Source organism: Saprospiraceae bacterium (assembly GCA_016713025.1).
Taxonomy (GTDB): domain Bacteria; phylum Bacteroidota; class Bacteroidia; order Chitinophagales; family Saprospiraceae; genus OLB9.
In genome coordinates this window covers 2,063,193-2,084,407 of record JADJPZ010000004.1, presented here as the reverse complement: position 1 = coordinate 2,084,407, position 21,215 = coordinate 2,063,193, and the positions used below count along the sequence as shown (strand labels likewise).

The following is a 21,215-nucleotide window of genomic DNA, read 5'->3' as shown; positions in this document are numbered from 1 at the left end:
TTGTTATGGCTATTTCCACATATTCATCCATTCACCGGCATCTTGTACAGACGATAGGTTTTGTACTTTTCGCCATTGAGGTGTTCTGCGGCAGCCCTCATCGGTTCATTGTTTTCGAGTACCCATGAAGCTTCGCCACCTATCAAACCCCGTCTTTTGGCTTCAGCAATGTTTTTGGCAAAAAATAAAGCTTCAATACCCATTTTTCTATATTCTGACACTACTCCCAACGCCAATACACGAACAGCCTTAGTTTTGTTTTTACCAAAAAGTAATCTGAAAATTCCAAATGGAAACAGACTTCCCCTCTTGTTTTTGATTAGAATTTCATTGATGTTAGGTAAGGTAATACCAAAACCAATGGGAATGCCATCTTTTTCAGCAATATATGCAAATTTCGGATCTAGCAGCATCTTAAGGTCGTTTTTCAGGTAGTCAAATTCATCATTTGTGAATGGCACAAATCCCCAGTTTTCTTCCCAAGCGTCATTATATACCTTTTGGATTTTTTTTGCTTCATTGTTGATGTCCTTAAGATTGACATTTCGGATAGTGATACCTTTAGTTTTGAGTCTGGCCTCTACTGCTTCGGCTATCCTTAATGACTTTTCAGAAGCATTTTTAGTAGGAATCATATATGCGTACAGGTCCATCTCTTTAGTGAGACCATAATTTTCCAAAAGTTGACCATAATAAGGTTTGTTATAGGTCATCATTATTTTTGGTGGCTCATGAAAACCTTCCACAAGCGTTCCTGCTGTTTCATTGGTAGTATAATTGGTTGGTCCCATCAGATAATCATACCCATTTGATTTGGCAAATGATTTGGCCTGATCAAGTAAGGCATCGACGACTTCCTGATCTTCAATGAAATCCATAAAACCAAAAAATCCAACGCTGCTTTTGTGGTGTCTGTTGTAATTGGTATTATCTATTGCTGCAATTCTACCTACAACTTTACCTTCTTTTAGAGCCAGATAAAATTTTGCTTTTCCATATTTGTAAAAGGGATATTTTTTAGGATTCATCATATCTTTCTGACCCATATATATCTCAGGTACATAGCAAGGATCACCTTCATAAAGGTCGTGAGGAAAGTTTATAAAGTCGGATATTCCTTTTTCAAAAGTTACCTCCTTGATGATGACTGGCATAATGTTTTGTATTTAAATAAATAAACTGACTAAGAGTGTGTTTAAAATTTCATCATTTGGCTCCAAGCGGCAAATTTAATTTTGACCAGTGTTATATTTTTCGCCGTACCGTGTCAAGCTACGCTTGAACTTTCGGGACGTTTCTGTCCCGATCAAGACATTTTTTAAAAAATCGTCTTGACCGGCTATATTTATTATTCGCTGCGTGCCTGACTGAATGATGCAAAGCAAAATCGTGATAGAAATCATGATTTAATGAAAGGAACCAATCAAACCCGCTACCCTCATTCCCTAAAGAGCCTGTCAAGCTTTGCTTGAGACGACCCACGCTATTCACATTTGATTGGATGGGCAGCTATCGCAGTGCCTTCACACTTCGACTTCGCTCAGGGCGATGCTGTATTGAGTAAAATATTTTACTCAATTCTCATCAATAGACGAGACCATTCAGTCATCTTGTCCAAAATTAAATTTTCTCACTTTCGCTCAAACATAAAAATTTAAACATACTCTAAAACCCGAACTAAAGGTCCAGAAGAATCTGCAGTAAAACCATTCAACTTCTGGTAGTTACAACTCATTCTAACAATAAGATTTTAGCTTATAATGCGAGTATAACCTTAATTAACTTTGAATATCATATAAACTCACAGCTTCACCTTTTTGATCAAAAACTCCTATTTGCTTGGATAAACTGTAAAGAACATCAATAGATCTGTCTATTTGGTCTTTGGTGTGTGTTGCCATCAATGAATACCTGATAAGTGAAGAAGTACTCGGAACCGCAGGTGAAACCACAGGGTTTACAAATACACCATTGTCAAGAGCCATTTTTGTAAGCTGGAACGTTTTGAAATCATCTCTGATCAAAATTGGTATGATAGGAGTGACCGAGTGCCCAGTGTCAAAACCAACATCATTCAAAGCCTTTTTAGCATAATGAGTATTGTCCCACAACTGTTGTAATCTCTCAGGCTCTTGCTGTATCAGATCTACTGCCGCTATCACAGAAGCTGCGTTTGCCGGAGCTATACTAGCGCTGAATATGAGTGATCTGGCATTGTGTTTCAGGTAATTAATTGTATCTAAGTCTGCTGCAATAAATCCTCCAATGCTCGCAAGTGACTTACTGAAAGTGCCCATAATAAGGTCTACCTTGTCCGTCAAGCCAAAATGGTCAGCAGTACCGGCACCATTCTTTCCGAGTACACCGAGACCGTGGGCGTCATCTACCATGATACTGGCATTGTATTTTTCAGCAAGCTGTACTATCTCCGGAAGCTTGGCGATATCTCCTTCCATGCTGAATACTCCATCTATTACGATTAGTTTGATTTTGTCTGATTCACATCGGCTGAGTACTTTCTCTAATGACTCCATATCATTGTGACTATATTTCATCACCTTTGCAAATGAAAGCCTGGAACCATCAAGAATACAAGCATGATCCAGTTCATCAAGTATCAGATAATCATGTCTGCCGGGTATAGAGGATATCACACCTAAATTGACCTGATATCCTGTACTGAACACCAAAGCACCTTCTTTCCCCACATATTTGGCAAGTTTATCTTCAAGTTCGAGATGGATGTCCAGTGTACCATTCAGAAACCTGGAACCGGCACACCCTGAACCATACTTTTGTATAGCTTTGATGGAAGCTTCTTTCAGTTTTGGATGATTGGTCAGTCCAAGATAACTGTTTGATCCAAACATCAGGACATCTTTACCGCCGATCTTTACAACAGTGTCCTGTTCGGATTCTATAGTCCTGAAAAATGGATATAGCCCCATTTCCTGGATTTGTTGCGGAAGGGTATAAGATTTCATTTTGGATTTTAACGGGGACATCATATGCAATATATTGTTGTTGATTAAAGCTATTTAGTAAATACTTAACGCAAATTTATTAATTAATTCTGAATTTTAAACTTGAAAGAATTGATTAGCCAAAATTTTAACTTTTAGTAACGAACTATTCATTGTTTGTTATCATATTTTACAAAGCCTATTTATTTTTAGGTATAATTCAAAAATTCAATTATCTCATTTTTGGTCTTCGCCTTTTTCCTCCCATCATGCCCATTTGACCGGATTTCATTCCCATGCTTTGTGCCAGTTTCATCTGCCCTCTGTTGTTGATAGCTGTTTCAAACTGTTTAAACTGTTCTTTAAGTGCTGATTCTGTGATTTTAAGATTTTTGGCTTGATAAAAGTAATTTTTAGCCCCGTTCCAGTTGTTCTTTTGAGCTTGGATACCAGCCATTTGCAGGAGCACCATACCTTTTTCATTATCGGATGGAAGATTAAGGGCAAGTGCCTGAGTAAAAAAATCTTCAGCAGCAGTATTGTCTTTTTTTTGAGCTGCAAGACTACCTTTGAGTATAAAATAAAATGCTCTGTTGGTGACGTAAAGAAGTTTTGGAAAAAGTGTCAGATTTATTCTTTTTTCTGCACCATCAAAATCCATTTTCTGCAATAATTCAGATGCAGACTGTACAGTACCCAAAAGTAAATAACTTGCAAGAAATATAAGTCCTATAATAATGAATATCCAGGTGTAACCGATTCCCAATATAAATGAAAGAATAATTCCTCCAGCTAAGCAGATAGCAATTATTGCAAATTTTAAGTAAATATTTATTGTGAACATATGAGTTGAAATGATTTTGAAAAAGCACGCAAAATTACAGTCTTTTACATTAAGTTATGTTAATATTCACATTAAATTCAAAAATTTAGTCTGAAAACTTACTCATTGATTACTTTTGCTGCCTGAAATTTCAAAATCTAAAAAGATGAAGATAGTTCTTGAGTCTACACATGGTGACCTGAACTTTAAAGGTACAAATGAAAGGGGGCAAAGCATTCAGCTTTCCGGCAATAAGGAAGCAGTAAGTCCAATGGAATCAGTATTGATGGCTGCTGCAGCATGCAGCTCGATTGATGTAGAGATGATTCTTAAGAAAATGCGTCATGAAGTAGAATCCATTGTAGTAACCGTGGATGGGACCAGAGCTGATGCTGTGCCTGCGGTTTTTACAAAGATGCATCTGCACTATATTATCACCGGCAAGATCAAAGAAGACAAAGCATCAAAAGCTGTGGAAATGTCCATGGAGCAATATTGTTCTGTTTCTCTGATGTTGGCAAAATCTGTCGAGATAAGTCACTCAGTGGAAGTAATCGTTCCCGGTCTTCATGAACAATCTTAATCAACTTATATGCATTTCGAAACAAAAGCCATAAGAATTCAGACAGAACGAAGCCAGCATCATGAGCATAGTACACCGATTTATGCTACATCCAGTTTTGTATTTGATGATGCTGATCATATGAGGGCGTTGTTTGCCAATGAAGCCGAAGGAAATATCTATTCCAGATTTACAAATCCCACTGTCAGAGAGTTTGAAGCCAAGATGGCCATACTTGAAGAAGGCGAAGACGCCATAGCTACAGCAACTGGTATGGCAGCGATATTTGCTACATTTGCGTCTCTGTTGTCCTATGGCGACCACATCTTAATTTCTAAAGCTGTTTTTGGATCTACTTACCGAGTGGCAGAAGACTATCTCAATAAATGGGGCATTCAGCATACATACATCGACCATCTGAACATGGATTCGTGGGATTCAGAAGTACTCAAAAATACCAAAATACTATACATCGAGACACCTTCCAACCCTGGCTTGGACATTATAGATATCCGTAGGGCATCCGATTTTTGTAAAGTTCATAATATTTTATTTGTTGTTGACAATTGTTTTGCCACACCATATCTGCAACAACCGCTGACATTGGGTGCCGATGTCGTTATTCATTCAGCAACAAAATACATTGATGGTCAGGGTAGGGTACTCGGCGGTGTGATAGTTTCAAGAAAAAAGATAATAGAACAGATATATCCGTTTATGAAAAATGCAGGTCCGTCCCTTTCTCCCTTCAACGCTTGGGTGTTGTCAAAAAGTCTGGAAACTCTTGCTATCAGAATGGATCGACATAGTTCTAATGCCATGCATATCGCTCAATGGCTGGAATCCAGACCTGAAGTGCTTAAAGTGAAATATCCTTTTCTTCTGTCCAATTCTGGATTCGATGTGGCACGAAGTCAGATGAAAGCAGGAGGCGGCTTGATCAGCTTCGAACTAAGAGGTGGCATGGATGCTGGCAAAAAAATGATTGATTCCAGAAAAATGATGTCTTTGAGTGCCAACCTCGGTGATGTCAGGACCATAATCACTCATCCTGCTTCGTCAACACACTCTAAATTGACTCCTGAAGATCGGGCATCAGCTGGTATTTCTGATGGATTGGTAAGACTCTCCGTTGGTTTGGAACATGTGGATGATATCATTCGGGATATTGTTTTGAACGATTAGAATCTATTACCGGGAAAAAATAAATCTTTAAAATTCGAATGTAAATTTTGCAAAATTATAAAGGGGCGTAGCCCTGACATCAAATAAAATATATCAAACTCCATTTTTTTGACAGTCATTTACTTCAACCTAAATATCTAAAATGAGATTAGTAGTGAGAGCTTCAAATACAATCCGCCCCGGCGGAAGCGCTTTTAGCGACAAATCATACTGTGTACAGCTATGCTGTAGTCACCACTATGGTGCGAAGCTAAAAGTGATCCGCCGCGGCGGAGACTGATTTTGAAGTATTTGGAGGTCGTAATAGATTATCATTTTAGATTTTTAGGTTCAATTTATTTTTATAGAAAAGTGTCTGAGAAAAACATCATTGTATATAGCTTGCAAAAATTAGAAGGGCTTGAAATTATCATTCCTGCAGCTTTTATCTGTGATGTGGATGATCACGGGAGACCGGGTTATATTCAGGCCAATGCATCGATGGATACTGTCTCTTCTTACGGTATTAATGTTGAAAATACAATACATAAGGAATTATTGGAAATTTGTCATGACTTGAACCCCGTTCAGCTTGAAAAGAGAATCAATAAAAATAAAAAGAAACCGGAAAGGTTGTCTGTCTTGTTTTCTGATATTACTACCCGTAATTTATTACAATCTATAGTAGACAAAAAACTACTAAGGCTCCTCGATTGTGTCAAAGAGCATTATTGTTATATCTGCTATCATCTACAACGCAATATCAAAGCAAATGACCTTTTGCATACTTTCTATGATGGTACTGCGATACCTCAGCTTCAATTTACAAAAACACAGACTGGGGTGAGATATGAATTGAAAATCTCAGTAGGAGAGGAGACAATAATACCCTGTAAAACCAATATTTCTATTATTACCAATTTGCCTGCTACGATCTGTATTGGAAATGTTATCATGCCTTTGGCTTCAGTCAACTCTGCAAAAATTAAACCTTTTCTCAAACAAGAATCAGTATTTGTCCCTGAAAAACTAGTCAAAACTTATTTTTCTCAGTTTGTTACAGACGTGATAGGGAAGGTTGAAATCAATGCCGATGGATTTGAAATTGTCAAATATTCGAAAATCATAAAACAAAAGCTTTTTTTCTATTTGATATTTTTGAAAACAAATGGTTTGGTGATGTTGAGTTTCAATATGAAATTTTTACTTTTAATGCTTCGGATCCAGGAAAGAGAAAAACAAAACTGCATTTCGGAGATGAAGGTGACATTGTAGTATATGAGTGCACCCGGGACTTTCAGAAAGAAAATCAGGCTTTTGATTTATTACAATCGATAGGATTGACACAATTTCACAATAAGAGATTTTTTAGTTCTGAAAATGTGTACGCTATATTTGAAAAGATCAATGAGCATCAAGAATTTATTTGCCATCATTTTGACCTTCAACTGCCGGAAATAGATGGCAAACTGATACAATTCAACAGATGGGAAGTCCTTCCGGATGTCAGATTGGTACACGATTGGTTTGATCTTAAAGGAGTGATTCGTTTTGGAGACGATGAATTTCCGTTTTTCGTTTTATTTAAGAATATCAGGAACGACGACAGGTTTTTTAGGCTCAAAAATGGTCATTTTGCTATTATACCTGAAGAAATAATGACCAAATATAGCCAAATAGCAAAATTTGCTGTAGAAGTCACCGGAAAATGGAAACTGTCGAAGTCTCACTATATGCTACTTGATGATGCTGGTATGAAAGCATTTAGTTCCAAAGTTATGCATACTGAAGATGATGACTTTGTGGTATCTCCGGAAATGAAAGCTACTCTGAGACCATATCAGGTCGATGGTGTGAAATGGCTTGTTCGCCACAGGAAAAACGGTTTGGGTGCATGTCTCGCCGATGATATGGGCTTGGGAAAAACACTTCAAACCATAGCGGCACTTTTGGATGCCAAAGACAATAAAATAAGTGATGATGCAGACTCAGGTCAGGTCATCCAATTAGACTTGTTTGGTGAGCTGCATTCTACAGGAAGGAAATCACTTGGGGCACTGATCGTATTACCTGCATCCCTGGTCTTCAATTGGTATAAAGAACTCAGAACTTTTGCACCCTCTCTGCAAGTAGTCCAATATATCGGCGCAAATAGGAAAAAAATCAATAAGACGTTACTGACTTTTGATATAGTTTTGACTACTTACCAGACATTGGTTTCTGATATAGAGATATTCAAATCAATGCAATTTCACTATATTGTCCTCGATGAAGCACAACAAATCAGAAACAAAAATTCACTTACATTTCAGGCTGTTCATCAGTTGTCAGGCGATCACAGAATTTCTCTTAGTGGAACACCCATTGAAAATTCATTGTCTGATTTATGGTCGCAAATGGAATTTATAAATCCTTCGGTGCTTGGAAGTTTTTCATTTTTTAACAAACACTTTTTGATTCCGATTGAAAAAAAGAAAGATAAAGCGGCCTTAAGTGAGCTTAAAAAACTTGTTGAGCCATATATTTTGCGAAGGACAAAAGAGCAGGTGGCTAAAGATCTTCCCGAGCTTATCGAAGTGGTACATTACACTGAAATGTCTGAAATTCAGGCTAAACTGTATGAAAGAGAAAAGTCAGCAGCAAGAAATTATTTATCAGGATTGGATAAAGAAAGCGGGCAATATAGATTTCATGTTTTGACGAGCCTTATGAAGTTGCGCCAACTGGCCAACCACCCATTGCTCACTGATCAGCAATTTGATGGTGACTCGGGTAAGTACGATGACGTAAGAGATCAGATACAAACAGTGGTACGCGCGGGACACAAAGTACTGGTATTTTCATCATTTGTCGGTCATCTCAACCTTTATGCTGACTGGATGGAAAAGGAAAAAATAAGTTTTGTAAAGATTACCGGCTCCACAGCATCAGAAGACAGGAAAAAGGCTGTGGAAACTTTTCAGCAAAATCATGAAATTCATGTTTTTTTGCTTTCAGTCAAAGCAGGTGGAACCGGACTGAATCTGACAGCAGCTGATTATGTTTTTATCCTCGACCCATGGTGGAATCCATTTGCAGAAAAACAAGCAATTGCCAGAGCACATAGAATAGGGCGTAGCCAAAACGTCATGGTGAAGAGATTTATATCCAAAAACAGTATTGAAGAAAAAATTCTGGAGCTCCAGTCCTATAAAAAAGCCATTTCCGACGATGTTTTGGAAATCAATGATTTTCCCGAAATGACAGCAGATGAGTTACTGGATTTGATGTAGAAAGTCGGGAACCCTCGCCTCAACCTAAAGAAAAATCTACTTATAATTAATTCGTAATTCAACACTTAACAAAACACTAGTGGGTTTGGGTATGTTTTTCTGTTTCTATACAGATTTGGCACAGGAATATATGTTGAACTTCCGTTGCCTCATGGCTTTATCCCGTCGTTACTCAGGCACTTCCATCAAAATCCTGTTCTCATCGGGCAGATAATTACTGATCTCGGCACCGATATTTTTAAGAAAACCAAGATTTATTCCCAATTATAAAAAAAGCAGCCGAAACATTTAGTCCCGGCTGCTTTTTATTTTTTTGAAGTTAAGTTGTGTCAGATCATCATGGAGTTGTCCCTACCACCAGTCTTTTGGTCACATCCGGTAGTCCCTCAGCTCTAGCTCTGATCAGGTACATACCGCTGCTGAATCCTGATAAGTCCATCTGTTCTCTCTCTGCACCTGCTTCGATGACTGTCGTCCTGAGCAGTGTGCCCTGCAGGCTCATGATGTCCAGTTGCACCTGTGTTTTGCTGTATGCACTCAGGTCTATATCTGTCAGCCCGTATGTCGGGTTTGGAGATATCTTAAAGTCAGCTATGGCAAGCTGATCAAAATTGGTTCCAATATTATTAGGTCTTACTGGTGCTGAACCTGATCCGGTAGTACTTGTATTAGAAAAAGATGCTGTCCCCTGTGTTGATGGCGGAATCATCATCTGTACATTGGATGTATGGACGATCAGACCCATATTGATACATGATGCCATAGGGATGGTCTTGGTACCTACCGGCTTCCATGTGGTGCCATCCAGAGATACAAAAGTACTAAATACATTTCCGGTACGAGTGATACGCAACCAAAAGTGATTGATATGCGCATTGGCTAGAAATGTAGCGCTCGCATTGTTTACATCTCTGAAACTGCTGGATGACATGCCTGCTTTATTGATGGTCAACTGAGCCTTTTTAGCTCCTGCCATAGTGGTTTCGCGCATGATGAGACCTGCCAGTGCATTGGATGACATCGATGCCTGATTGACCAGTGTGGTGATACTACCGTCGCCGCAGAGTGTCGTCTGTGCAAATGCGTGCGCATCACTAGTATATGGGAAGTTGATCTGACAGTTGTTACTGTTTACTGAAAAAGTTTGAGTAGAATTATTGTATGATACACTGTTACCATTATTGCATCCGACTCCATTGGGCTCTGCGCTCCATCCGCAGACAAGCGTCGGAGATGCCACTGCAAAAGTTGCTTGACATGTTGTCGTAAATGGAACACAAGTACTTGTATATGTGAATGTCACCGTTGTCGAGCCACCAGCAGCAGAAGGAGCACCAGTATTATTATTGGTCAAAACGCCATTACATCCACCACTTGCTGATGCCGATGCTAACCAGGTGGCGAAGGCTGTGTTCACTGCCGCTTGAGTCTGACAGGCAGCATAGGTTGTATTGTACGGACAAGTAAGTACCACAGGTGGTGCACTTGCAACTATGAATGTAGCCTGACATGTCGTTGTAGTAGGAACACAAGTACTAGTATAAGTAAATGTGACAGTGGTAGAGCCTCCACATGCAGAAGGTGCGCCCGTGTTGTTGTTCGTCAAAACGCCATTACATCCACCACTTGCTGATGCCGATGCTAACCAGGTGGCGAAGGCTGTGTTCACTGCCGCTTGTGTCCGACAGGCAGCAGAGGTTGTATTGGTCGGACAAGAAAGTACTACAGGTGGTGCACTTGCAACTATGAATGTAGCCTGACATGTCGTTGTAGTAGGAACACAAGTACTAGTATAAGTAAATGTGACAGTGGTAGAGCCTCCACATGCAGAAGGTGCGCCCGTGTTGTTGTTCATCAAAACACCGTTGCAACCGCCGCTGGCTGAAGCCGTGGCCAACCAAGAAGCAAAAGCAGCGTTCACCGCCGCTTGTGTCTGGCAGGCTGTGGTCGTAGTATTGGTCGGGCAGGTAAGCACCACTGGTGGCACCGAAGAAACTGTAAAAGTTGCCTGACAAGTGGTCGTCAGTGGGGTACAGCTGCTGGTATAGGTAAAGGTCACAGTGGTTGTGCCTCCCGAGGCTGGAGGTGCGCCAGTGTTGTTGTTGGTCAAGACGCCGTTGCAGCCGCCGCTGCCAGTTGCTGTTGCCAACCATGTGGCGAACTTGGCATTGATGGCAGCCTGTGTTTGTCCAAAGGCCTCGTTTTGGCTGGAGGGGCAGTTCAGCACCACAGGAGGTGGGGCTGGCACCGTAAATGTTGCCTGACAAGACTGGTTGCCGCAGGCGTTGATATGGGTAAAAGTAAGTGTTGTGCTACTTCCACAAACCAAAGGTACTCCTTGGGTACTGGTCAATGAACCATTACAGCCGCCGCTGAAGCTGGCGGTATTGAGCCAGTTGGAATAGGCCGTATTCAGTTGAACCGGTGTCTGGCAAGCCGTAGTGGTCGTGTTGGTTGGGCAGGTGATGGTCACGGGCAGCGTTGGGGACACCATGTAGGTGAACGACCATGTACGTGTGTTGCCCTCGCAGTCGGTGTAGGTATAGGTGTACACCCGTGTCCCTGCACATGTTAAGGGGTCAGGGGTGTTTACGACAACCGGGCCAGTAGGCGTCAGTGTTTCACCGCAATTGCTCGTCACCGTGGGCGGCGTGGGCGTGGTGATGTCAGCTGGGCAGGACACTGTTGCCGAGCCATTTGCCGGAACGGTAAAATCATTTCTTTCAATCGTGTAAGTATATACCCAATCGTGGCTATTGCCCTCGCAATCGGTATAAGTCCAGGTATAGGTCTTCGTGCCTTCGCAAGCGGGCGTGGCACTGACGACAGGGCCAGTTGGTATGATGGGTTCACCACATTCGCTCATTTTAGAGGGCGGCGTTGGCACCACATTGGCTGCAGCTGGGCAAGCGACCGTTGAACCGCCGTTTGCTGGAAGGGTGAAGTCGTTGCGCTCGATAGTGACTATCCAACTCCAAGTATTCGTATTGCCAGCGCAGTCCGTCAAATTCCAAGTAAAAGTCTTGGTGCCCTCGCAGGTGATTGGGTCGGGACTACTGGTAACAGTAGGACCGGTAGCGGTCACTGGCCTGCCACAGGCATCCGTAATCGTATTCGGATATGTTGGTGGCGTAAACGATGGGCATGGTACTGTAAAAGTGCCAGGTAAATCTACGGAGAGTGTTGGTACATTAAGTGTCCAGACAAACGACCAATCCTTGCTGTGACCAGCGCAATCAGTGTAGGTATAAGTATAGGTTCTGGTGCCCTCGCAGGTCAGTGGGTTCGGGGCGTCAACCACAACAGGCCCAGTCGGAGTGATAGGTTTTCCACAGGCATCACTTATCACTGGCGGAATCGGTTGCTCTGTTTGCGCAAGGCAAACCCTTGTAGCGCCTGAATTGGGTGGTCCGTTGAAATCAGGGTACGCAGGCACCGTGAAGGTACTCTGGCAAGTGGTGGTAAACGGCTCACAAGTGCTCGTGTAGGTGAACTCGACCGTTTGGCTGATAGCCGTTGCGGAGCAAATAGAAGGTGCGCCGGGGCTGTTGTTGGTCAGCACGCCGCCGCAGCCGCCTGAGCCGGAGGCCGTTGCCAGCCATGCGTTGTATTGCGCAGTCAATTGGGCCTGTGTTAAGCAGGGACTGGATGCCGTGGCATTGACCGGGCAGGTAAGTTGGGCAAAGGAAAGGTAGGGCTGCAAAAAGCCCAGTAGGAACAAGCAGGCCATGCCCAAGTATCGCCTAACTAGTTTTGGATAGATATCAAATAGTGCATCGTAATTAAGTATCATATAAATTTTGATTTTAAAAAGTTAAAAATTGAATAAAATATTTTTCCATCTTAATATTAAGATAGTAAAAGAAGTTACAAAATTAAAATAAAACAATATGTATAGTATCCGTTTTTATAATTCAGGATATCCTATTATAAATAAAAGGACATATTTCTTTAAAAAAATTGCGTTCCGAAGGATTGAAAAGATTAAAAATTGACCAAAAATTCAAAATTAAGTGTAATTTTATCCTCGATAAAATGATTATCATTGCATTCAGGTTTAGATTTTGCTAATAAAATCTTAGAGAAAAGTATTATGTCATTATACCACATATTAAGCAGTCTTGGTAGTTTTTTAGCCATCACTTTGGGGATTAATTTGATTTTATTAAAATCAAAAGTTAGTCAACAGAATATTTTTTTGGGTTTGAAATTATTGGCGTATGCCCTCTGGTTGCTTCCAGGTTTGTTTGACGCATTAAATATCCTAAATGATTTACCCCATATTATAAGGCTTAATTTTTTTGCAGGATTCTTAATAGGACCACTATCTTATTTCTATGTAAAATTATCTACTAACAAAGAGCCTTTAAATTTAAAAGAATGTTATGTGCATTTTATTCCTTTTGTAATTTCAATCTTTTACTTTTTGCCTTTTCTTTTTAAATCTGGTGAAGAAAAAATTATAGCTTATCAAAATTTGATTACAAACGGTATTGTATCTGAATTGCCTTCTACCTTCATAATAAAAATTCTGTTAATTTCATATTATATGTTTTTATCATTTAAGATTATTCAAAATTACATTCGTCAAAATTATATGTTGAATGGTAGTAATCTTAATACAAATTTACAATTTTACTATTGGTTACACTTTTACAATTTTTCGACCATTATACCTCTATTGTTCGTAAGTATATTTTCGTTTGCAGGAATAGCATATTTTACTGTTATAGTCCCTTTGATTAGTTTAGTTTCGATAATCTTTATTATATATATAACTTATATATTGAGACCAAATTTTTTCCATATTGAAATAGGTAAATTAATAGAATCTAATGTTCCAAATAAACAACAAGTAAAATATCAAAATTCCTACATTCAAGATGATCAAAAAGACACATATCTAAATAAGATATTATCGTATATGAAAACCCATAAACCTTATGTTAATTCTGAGTTGACTTTAAAAGACTTGTCTTCGGGGCTTGGTTTACCATCTCACATTATTTCTCAAATTATTAATGAAAAGCTAAATTTAAATTTTAATGATTTCATAAATCAATATAGGATTAATGATATTAAGGAAAAATTAGCTGACCCCAATAAAAAACATTATACTATCCTTGCATTGGCTTATGAAACTGGGTTTAACTCTAAGACTGCTTTTTATGATTCCTTTAAGAAGTTTGTAGGTATGAGTCCAAGTGAGTATAAGAATCAAATAATGCTGGATTGCAAAGAGAAATAATCTTAAAATTCAATTACATCGTTGCACTTTTATTCATTAGAATCTGATTTACAGTGGTTCAGCCCCAATTATTCAGACCAGAATTTTTGGATTGTACGAAATAATGGACTTTCATCTTTTTATGAGTAATTAAGTAATAAAAAGAGCGGCAACCTCTACAAGTTGCCGCTCTTTGTTTTTACTAATCCACCAAGCTTAATGCAGGCAAAAAAATGATTGACAAAGTAGAATTAAGAATAAACTATTTATAATGAAGTGCATAGCATGCTTCAAAAATGGACAAATTGGTGACTAAATTATTTCCACTTCCGATTCATTCAGAGACGGTGATTGAGCGCAATAAGGTGGAGCCGAAACCACTTGAGAACCAAAGTCACTTGAGAGCCGAAACAACATGAGAAAATTGTCGGAATTGTTAATTTCAATTGCTTTTCAGGCTTAATCTTTATCTTGATATATCCAAAATTAAATAGTCAATCTAAAAAAATAAAAATCAATACTATGACATCAATCACATTGTCTATTAAATAGTAACAAATAACAAATACTTATATGTGTTAATTTTTTGGCATCAAAGCAGCGTTTAATGTTAAATATCCGTTAAATATTTCGTAACAAAATGTTTTTTTAAGTGATATAAGCCATTATATTTGCGCGGAATTATCATTTAAAAAGATATTCATTTAATCATTTATTTTCTAACAAAACAATTTTTAGTATGAAACAAGTCTTATTTTCGTTGTTTATACTCTTCGGATGTGTAGGCATGACTTTTGGACAGAGGACGGTTTCCGGAAAAGTCACTGACTCTTCAGGCGAAGCTGTAATCGGTGCAAACGTAATAGTAAAAGAAGCCCCTGGCGTTGGTACTATTACGGACATTGATGGTATGTATTCTGTCAATGTACCATCAGGTGGTTCGACGCTTGTATTTAGTTATACAGGGTTTGAATCGCAGGAGGTTGCTATTGGCAGTTCTTCTACCATTGATATTACAATGGCCGAGGGTAAATTACTTGAAGAAGTAGTGGTAACCGGTCTTGCTATCAAAAAAGAGAAGAGAGCATTGGGTTATGCAGTCTCTACCATCAACAAAGACCTGATAGTCAACAGACCTGAAGGTGATGTGGGTCGTATACTTCAAGGTAAAGTACCAGGTGTGAACATTACTTCTACAGGTGGTGTGTCCGGTACCGGTACCAATATCATCATCAGAGGTTATTCTTCTGTTACAGGCAGTAACCAGCCACTATTTGTGGTGGACGGTGTTCCATTTAACTCAGGTACTAACCAGCAGGCGGGATTCGGATCAGGCGGTGTTACGGCTTCTTCCAGAATGCTTGACCTTGATCCTAACAACATTGAGTCAGTGAGTGTATTGAAAGGACTTTCAGCTACAGTGCTTTATGGAGACCAAGGTAGAAATGGGGTTATTCTTGTAACTACCAAGTCAGGATCCACTTCCCAAAAAAATGCTCAGATTGATTTTTCTCAGTCTTACTTTCAGAACACGATAGCTTCTCTACCCGAGTATCAAAACAACTATGGTGGAGGATTTCAGCAGTTATCTCCTGAAGACGCTTGGTTTTTCAGTAACTGGGGAGCTAACTTCAAAGATCTTAATCAAGTAAGACATCCTATCGGTCTTTCCGGAGTTGCCAATATCAGAAATGCTTTTCCTGAGTATGCCATTGACCCTTCAAAGGCTTGGGGGCCAGCAAATGCTACAACTAAAGCGAATACCGTGTATTATCCAAATATTGCATATCCGTCAATCGGAGAATCTTTCTTCAGAAAAGGAAATGTGTACACAACATCGCTGCAGATAGGAGGATCGTCTGATAAATCATCTTACAGTGCCAGTTTCGGATATCAGGATGAGTCAGGATTTACACCCAATAATGAGTTGAAAAAACTTAATTTCGGATTAGGATATTCTGCTGCTTTGAGTTCAAAACTGAGTTTGAGGTCTTCATTTAATTTTGCCAATACAGCAGTTCAGACTCCACCATTGAATGCGGGTTTTGGATCCGGTCCAAATGGTGGTGTTCCATCTGTTTTTGCCAACGTACTTTATACCCCTAGGAATGTAGACTTGGGTGGACTTCCATTTGAAAATCCAGTTGACAGAAGTGCTGTGTACTATAGAGGTGGAAATGATATTACTAACCCGAGATGGTTGGCAAATAACCATTTAAATACAAGTAAGGTAAATCGATTCTTTAATGCCACTACACTGACATATGCGGTCAATGATAAGATGGGCGTACTATACCGTGTAGGTTTGGATACGTATACAGAAGATCAGGAAATCAAATATAACAAAGGTGCAAGTAACGGTGAAAGTTTGTTGGTTCAGAATGGCGTATATAATAGCACCACTATAAAAAATACAATATGGAATCACGATATCAACGTAAATTACAAAACAAATATTTCTGAAAAACTTCTTTTCACAGGAGTAATCGGCGGCAATTATCGTACCGATGATTATGAGCAGTTTGGACTTTCCAGTACAGGTCAGTTGGCCTTTGGCTTGTTCAACCATAGCAACTTTACTACCACATCCTCAACCAGTGCTATCGGTGGATTTGGTATGAATTATTTGCAGGAAGAATCCCGGGCGGGAGTCTATGGTAGCTTTACTTTAGATTATTCTGATTATTTATTTGTCAATGTACTTGCAAGAAATGACTGGACTTCTACTGTTGAACCTGATAATGCCAGGATTCTGTATCCGGGAGCGAGTGTGTCGTTTATTCCTACTACAGCTTTTGGTATAGACTCCAAAACATTGAACTATCTGAAATTAAGACTGGGTTATGGAACATCTGCAGGTTTTCCTTCACCTTATAATACCAGAGACATATTGGACCAAAGTACCAGACTATGGTTAAACGGTGCAACTCCTATTGCGTCTCAGTCTATTTCAAACAATTTGGGTAACCCCAATCTAAAACCTGAATTACAAAAAGAATTGGAATTTGGAGTCGAAGGTAACCTGTTTAGTAATAAAGTAAAATTTGACTTGTCATTATACAGCAGAACCACTTCCAATCTGATCACCAGAGCACCTATAGACCCGTCTACAGGTTACACGCAGACGTTCCTTAATCTGGGTGGTATGAAAACAAGTGGTATGGATCTGAATGTAAACTTTACACCTGTCTCAACAAAATCAGGCTTCAGATGGGATGCTACATGGAATTATGGCTTTTACAGATCAGTCATTACAGAACTTGCTGCAGGTCTTACAAAAGTCTTGATTGGTGGATTTACTAACCTGGGTAACTACGCCATTGTGGATAAGCCTTATGGACTTATAGAAGGTGTAGGTATTCAGAGAGACGCCAATGGCAATAAAATTGTACAGCCTACAGGTAGATATTTACCTACAGTTGGAAATGCTGAATTAGGAGATCCAAACCCAAGATTTACTACATCGTTGTTGAATACATTTAGCTTCAAAGGATTTTCCATCGGAGGTATGCTGGAGTACAGACACAAAGGTGTCATCGTAAGCAACACTGTAAAAGGAGTACTGGCAAGAGGTCTTTCAAAAGATACTGACCAGTTGGACAGAGAGTTGTCTTTGGTTCTTCCAGGTGTGCTGGCAGATGGTACACCTAACAATGTGCAAATTTCAGCAGCTAACTATTTCTTTGACAATTATTTCTTTACAGATGAAGCGATTACATTTGATGGAAGTACATTGAGACTAAGGGAAATTTCACTTTCATACGCAGTGCCAGCATCTATTGTGAGCAAATCACCTTTCAAAAGAGCAGCTTTGACATTGAGCGGTTCAAATCTTTGGTTCAGAGCTCTGAACATGCCTAAGTTTGTCAATTTTGATACTGACGTATTGAGCACAGGAGTAGGCAACACCCTAGGTTTTGACTATATCACCGGCCCAAGTGCAAGAAGATTTGGCGGAACACTTAGTCTTACATTTTAATTAACACATAAAACGTTGAAAATGAAGAATATAATTTTTAATTTAATAATACTGGCAGGGTTTTTTATGTTGAGCTCTTGTGAGTTTGAACAATTGGAAAATCCCAATGCGGTCACTCTGAAGAGTTCTGATGTAACCCTGCTTTTAAATCAGGCACAAAGAAGTTTTGCCAGCTTCCATAGTGATGTAGAGTTCAGAGGAGGAGCTGTCACGAGAATGTATCACCAAAGTGGCGATACATATGAGATTGGTTATTCTGCAGTCAATATGAATGGTCCGTGGAGCGCATATAGTGGAATACTGCAGGACATCAAAGTTATCAAAAAACTTGCTGACGAAGGTAAGTTCAAAAGACATGGCGGAATAGCTAAAATTTTAGAAGCATATGTCCTTATGTCATTGGTCGATACCTATGGTGATGTTCCGTACTCAAAAGCATTTGACCCAAATGACTTTAATCCTACTAAAGACAGCGGGGATGATGTGTATAAAGCTGCATTGGCTCTCCTTGTATCTGCTCAAGCTGACTTGAAAGATCCAGTGAGTGTAGGTACACCAAATGATTTTTATTATAACACACACACTTTGACTACTCCTGTTTACACCAAATGGGACAAATTGAGTAATACTTTACAACTGAAGTATTGGCTCAATAGAAGGTTGATAGATAAAGCCGGTGCCACAACGGCCATCAATGCATTGATAGCTAAAAACGCATTTATAGCAGCAGGTGATGAATTCGTATGGAGATACGGAACATCCTTGACAGACCCTAATACAAGAGCACCTAAATATCAACCTAACGGAGGTGGCGATTATATGTCCAATGACTATATGTGGCACCTTACAGAGAGCAAAGGTACACCGGATCCAAGAGCTGCATATTATTTTTACAGACAGGTTATTACCAACCCTACAAATGCGTCTGATGTCCGTTGTGTAGGAGGAGAATTTCCACCACCTCACTATCCTGTGGGCATGACATTCTGTCTACCGGGTAAAGTAGGCTACTGGGGAAGAGATCATTTAGATCCTCAGGGAACACCTCCGGATGGATTGAAAAGGACGATGTATGGTGTATACCCTGCAGGTGGTACATATGACAATGGTACAGGTGGAGCGATGGGTGCAACCAACCAAGGCAGTATTGGTGCAGGTCTTGAAGTCATCATGCTTCCTGCATATGTAGATTTTATGCTTGCAGAAGCTGCCAATGAGCTGGGTACCACAGGTACAGCCAAGGCATTGCTGATAAGTGGAGTGACAAAACATGTTGCCTATGTGAGGTCCTGGTCATTGAGCACCAATCAGACAAGCAGAATCACTGCTCACAAAGTAGATACTATATTTAACAGAGATGTAAAATTGTACACCGATAAAGTGGCTGCTGCATTCGATGCCGGAGCGGATCTTAAAGCAAAAAGAAGAGTTATCGCACTGGAGTACTGGATATCTCTCTTCGGAAGTGGACAGGAAGCATACAATCTCTATAGAAGGACTAGTCAACCTGATAGAATGCAACTGGGTCAGGTAGCCAATGCCGGGAAATTCCCGAGATCATTTTTCTATCCGGCAGACCATATCGAAAGAAATAATCAGGCACAGCAAAAAGCGAGTCACGACGTGAAAGTATTTTGGGACACAAATCCCGATAAATTAGATTAATTTTAAAATTTTAAATAAGAAATAATATGAATAAGTTAAAAATATTATTTGGGTTCATAGCTCTGATGTGGGTATCGGCTTGTACAGATTTTGTGGAGCCTGCGATCCCTTACAGTGACTTTGAGACAGGTGTATATCTGCGTACGTTAGAAAACAAATCTCCTACGTTCAACTTCTTTGATATTCCAAATCAAAAGTTTAATATTGTAGTTGAAGCTGTTGGAAAAAATGACGGACAAGGACTTGTCAAAGACGTAGAAGTATTTGCCAGAAGAAGGAGAGGCGCTGTCTTGACAAATGAAGTCAAAATAGCCACTATAGCAGGTAGCGAATTTGGACCTAACCCTTCCAGAAATTTTCCCGCTGCTCCCAACAGAAATTATCCTGCAAAGGAAATTTCTCTGCCATTGCCTGCTACATTGACGGCTTTAGGATTGTCTCCTACCACAGTAACAGGTGGTGACTTCATAGAGTACAGATTGGTTCTGAATACCACGGATGGTAAAAGGTTTTCCAATGACAATATTTCATCAGATGTAGCAACCGGTGCTTTCTATGCATCACCATTTTTCTACAGGATTGCATTGGTTTGTCCTTCTGAATTAGCAGGTGAATACGACTTTAAAACTGTAGGATGGTGCAACAAAGAAAGTACAGGTAAATTGAAAATAGTAGCTACTAGTGTGACTGGTGAATATGAAGTCACTATTGGTGGTGCTGTGGACTTTTCATTTGGTGCTTATTTTGTATGTTATGGACCTACTTCACAAATACCTAAAGGCTCATTGAGACTTACTGACGCTTGTAACAAACTCGGTTTCAAAGGTACTAGCCAGTGGGGGGAAACTTACAGAATTAAAAATCTTACTGTAACAGCTAAAACAATCACTATAGATTGGGACAATGATTATCCACCAGAAGCGGCTGTCACTACTATTACCAGGACTGACGCTAAAAACTGGCCTCCATTAGTTAAGTAATAATTAGTTATTTCTCAATTAATTGTTGAATTATACCAAAGGGGCAGAAGTATTTATATTTCTGCCCCTTTTTACGTTTTATAAGTTGAATATGTCCAATGTCCTTAAGAGTATGTTTAAATTTTTATGTTTAAGTGAAAGCGAGGAAATTTAGTTTTGGACAAGATGACAGAATGGTCTCGTTAAGGACGAGAATCGAGTAAAAAATTTTACTCGACAACGAAGGAACTGCGAAAGCCGCCCATCCAATCAAATGTGAATAAAGTGGGTCGTCTCCACCATAGCTTGACAGCATCTTTAGAGAATGAGCCTGCCTGTTTAATTAGTCCAGGCAGGGGTAGCGGGTTTGATTGGTTCCTCTCATTAAATCGTGATTTCGTATCACGATTTTGCTTCGCATCATTCAGTCAGGATCGCACCGAATACTAAATATAGCCGGTCACGATTTTAAAAAAAAATATCTTGACAGGGACAGAAACGTCCCGAAAAGCTCAAGCATAGCTTGACACGGTACGCCGAAAAATATAACGCTGGCCTACCTGTCGGCAAGGCAGGCAAAAATAAAATTTGCCACTTGGAG

General features: G+C 39.6%; 13 protein-coding genes. 9 read left to right on the top strand and 4 right to left on the bottom strand.

Going from position 1 to position 21,215, the window contains the following annotated elements; all coding sequences use genetic code 11:
• Positions 1 to 23 precede the first annotated feature (23 nt).
• The 3 genes from IPK35_15185 to IPK35_15175 all read right to left on the bottom strand — a co-directional run bounded on the left by IPK35_15185 (position 24) and on the right by IPK35_15175 (position 3,807).
• Positions 24 to 1,154: a hypothetical protein gene (locus tag IPK35_15185; GenBank protein ID MBK8054562.1), complete on the bottom strand. Its 1,131-nt coding sequence runs from the start codon at positions 1,152 to 1,154 to the stop codon at positions 24 to 26.
• A 624-nt stretch (positions 1,155 to 1,778) separates the two neighbouring features.
• Complete coding sequence (locus IPK35_15180) at positions 1,779 to 3,005, bottom strand: pyridoxal phosphate-dependent aminotransferase family protein (protein MBK8054561.1); 1,227 nt, start codon at positions 3,003 to 3,005, stop codon at positions 1,779 to 1,781.
• 190 nt (positions 3,006 to 3,195) lie between these two features.
• Positions 3,196 to 3,807 (bottom strand): hypothetical protein, encoded by a 612-nt coding sequence (locus IPK35_15175; GenBank protein MBK8054560.1) that lies wholly within the window; start codon positions 3,805 to 3,807, stop codon positions 3,196 to 3,198.
• A 145-nt stretch (positions 3,808 to 3,952) separates the two neighbouring features.
• On the opposite strand from IPK35_15175, the gene IPK35_15170 reads away from it, so the two are divergent.
• The 5 genes from IPK35_15170 (at position 3,953) to IPK35_15150 (ending at position 8,784) form a co-directional block, all read left to right on the top strand.
• Positions 3,953 to 4,369, top strand: coding sequence for an OsmC family protein (locus IPK35_15170; GenBank protein ID MBK8054559.1), 417 nt, complete (start codon positions 3,953 to 3,955; stop codon positions 4,367 to 4,369).
• Between the two features lie 9 nt (positions 4,370 to 4,378).
• On the top strand, positions 4,379 to 5,533 hold the full coding sequence (locus IPK35_15165; protein ID MBK8054558.1) for an O-succinylhomoserine sulfhydrylase: 1,155 nt from the start codon (positions 4,379 to 4,381) through the stop codon (positions 5,531 to 5,533).
• 142 nt (positions 5,534 to 5,675) lie between these two features.
• Positions 5,676 to 5,813 carry a hypothetical protein gene (locus IPK35_15160; protein ID MBK8054557.1) on the top strand — a complete coding sequence of 46 codons (138 nt, stop codon included), beginning with the start codon at positions 5,676 to 5,678 and terminating at the stop codon, positions 5,811 to 5,813.
• Between the two features lie 101 nt (positions 5,814 to 5,914).
• Positions 5,915 to 6,787, top strand: coding sequence for a hypothetical protein (locus tag IPK35_15155; GenBank protein MBK8054556.1), 873 nt, complete (start codon positions 5,915 to 5,917; stop codon positions 6,785 to 6,787).
• Positions 6,788 to 6,852: 65 nt separating this feature from the next.
• Complete coding sequence (locus IPK35_15150; GenBank protein MBK8054555.1) at positions 6,853 to 8,784, top strand: DEAD/DEAH box helicase; 1,932 nt, start codon at positions 6,853 to 6,855, stop codon at positions 8,782 to 8,784.
• 337 nt (positions 8,785 to 9,121) lie between these two features.
• Here the strand turns inward: IPK35_15150 and IPK35_15145 are convergent, their stop codons facing one another.
• Positions 9,122 to 12,577, bottom strand: a complete 3,456-nt coding sequence (locus tag IPK35_15145) for a T9SS type A sorting domain-containing protein (GenBank protein MBK8054554.1) — start codon at positions 12,575 to 12,577, stop codon at positions 9,122 to 9,124.
• Between the two features lie 252 nt (positions 12,578 to 12,829).
• Between IPK35_15145 and IPK35_15140 the strand changes: the two genes are divergently transcribed.
• The 4 genes from IPK35_15140 (at position 12,830) to IPK35_15125 (ending at position 20,635) form a co-directional block, all read left to right on the top strand.
• Positions 12,830 to 14,032 (top strand): helix-turn-helix domain-containing protein, encoded by a 1,203-nt coding sequence (locus IPK35_15140; GenBank protein MBK8054553.1) that lies wholly within the window; start codon positions 12,830 to 12,832, stop codon positions 14,030 to 14,032.
• Positions 14,033 to 14,750: 718 nt separating this feature from the next.
• Positions 14,751 to 17,990, top strand: a complete 3,240-nt coding sequence (locus IPK35_15135; protein MBK8054552.1) for a SusC/RagA family TonB-linked outer membrane protein — start codon at positions 14,751 to 14,753, stop codon at positions 17,988 to 17,990.
• Positions 17,991 to 18,011: 21 nt separating this feature from the next.
• Entirely contained in the window at positions 18,012 to 19,655 is a 1,644-nt protein-coding gene (locus tag IPK35_15130; protein MBK8054551.1) for a SusD/RagB family nutrient-binding outer membrane lipoprotein, read from the top strand.
• A gap of 26 nt (positions 19,656 to 19,681) precedes the next feature.
• Positions 19,682 to 20,635, top strand: coding sequence for a hypothetical protein (locus tag IPK35_15125; GenBank protein MBK8054550.1), 954 nt, complete (start codon positions 19,682 to 19,684; stop codon positions 20,633 to 20,635).
• Positions 20,636 to 21,215: the final 580 nt, after the last annotated feature.

Coding starts and splice junctions, on each gene's coding strand:
- IPK35_15185 (MBK8054562.1), bottom strand. CDS start 1,154: ATGCCAGTCATCATCAAGGAGGTAACTTTTGAAAAAGGAATATCCGAC.
- IPK35_15180 (MBK8054561.1), bottom strand. CDS start 3,005: ATGTCCCCGTTAAAATCCAAAATGAAATCTTATACCCTTCCGCAACAA.
- IPK35_15175 (MBK8054560.1), bottom strand. CDS start 3,807: ATGTTCACAATAAATATTTACTTAAAATTTGCAATAATTGCTATCTGC.
- IPK35_15170 (MBK8054559.1), top strand. CDS start 3,953: ATGAAGATAGTTCTTGAGTCTACACATGGTGACCTGAACTTTAAAGGT.
- IPK35_15165 (MBK8054558.1), top strand. CDS start 4,379: ATGCATTTCGAAACAAAAGCCATAAGAATTCAGACAGAACGAAGCCAG.
- IPK35_15160 (MBK8054557.1), top strand. CDS start 5,676: ATGAGATTAGTAGTGAGAGCTTCAAATACAATCCGCCCCGGCGGAAGC.
- IPK35_15145 (MBK8054554.1), bottom strand. CDS start 12,577: ATGATACTTAATTACGATGCACTATTTGATATCTATCCAAAACTAGTT.
- IPK35_15135 (MBK8054552.1), top strand. CDS start 14,751: ATGAAACAAGTCTTATTTTCGTTGTTTATACTCTTCGGATGTGTAGGC.
- IPK35_15130 (MBK8054551.1), top strand. CDS start 18,012: ATGAAGAATATAATTTTTAATTTAATAATACTGGCAGGGTTTTTTATG.
- IPK35_15125 (MBK8054550.1), top strand. CDS start 19,682: ATGAATAAGTTAAAAATATTATTTGGGTTCATAGCTCTGATGTGGGTA.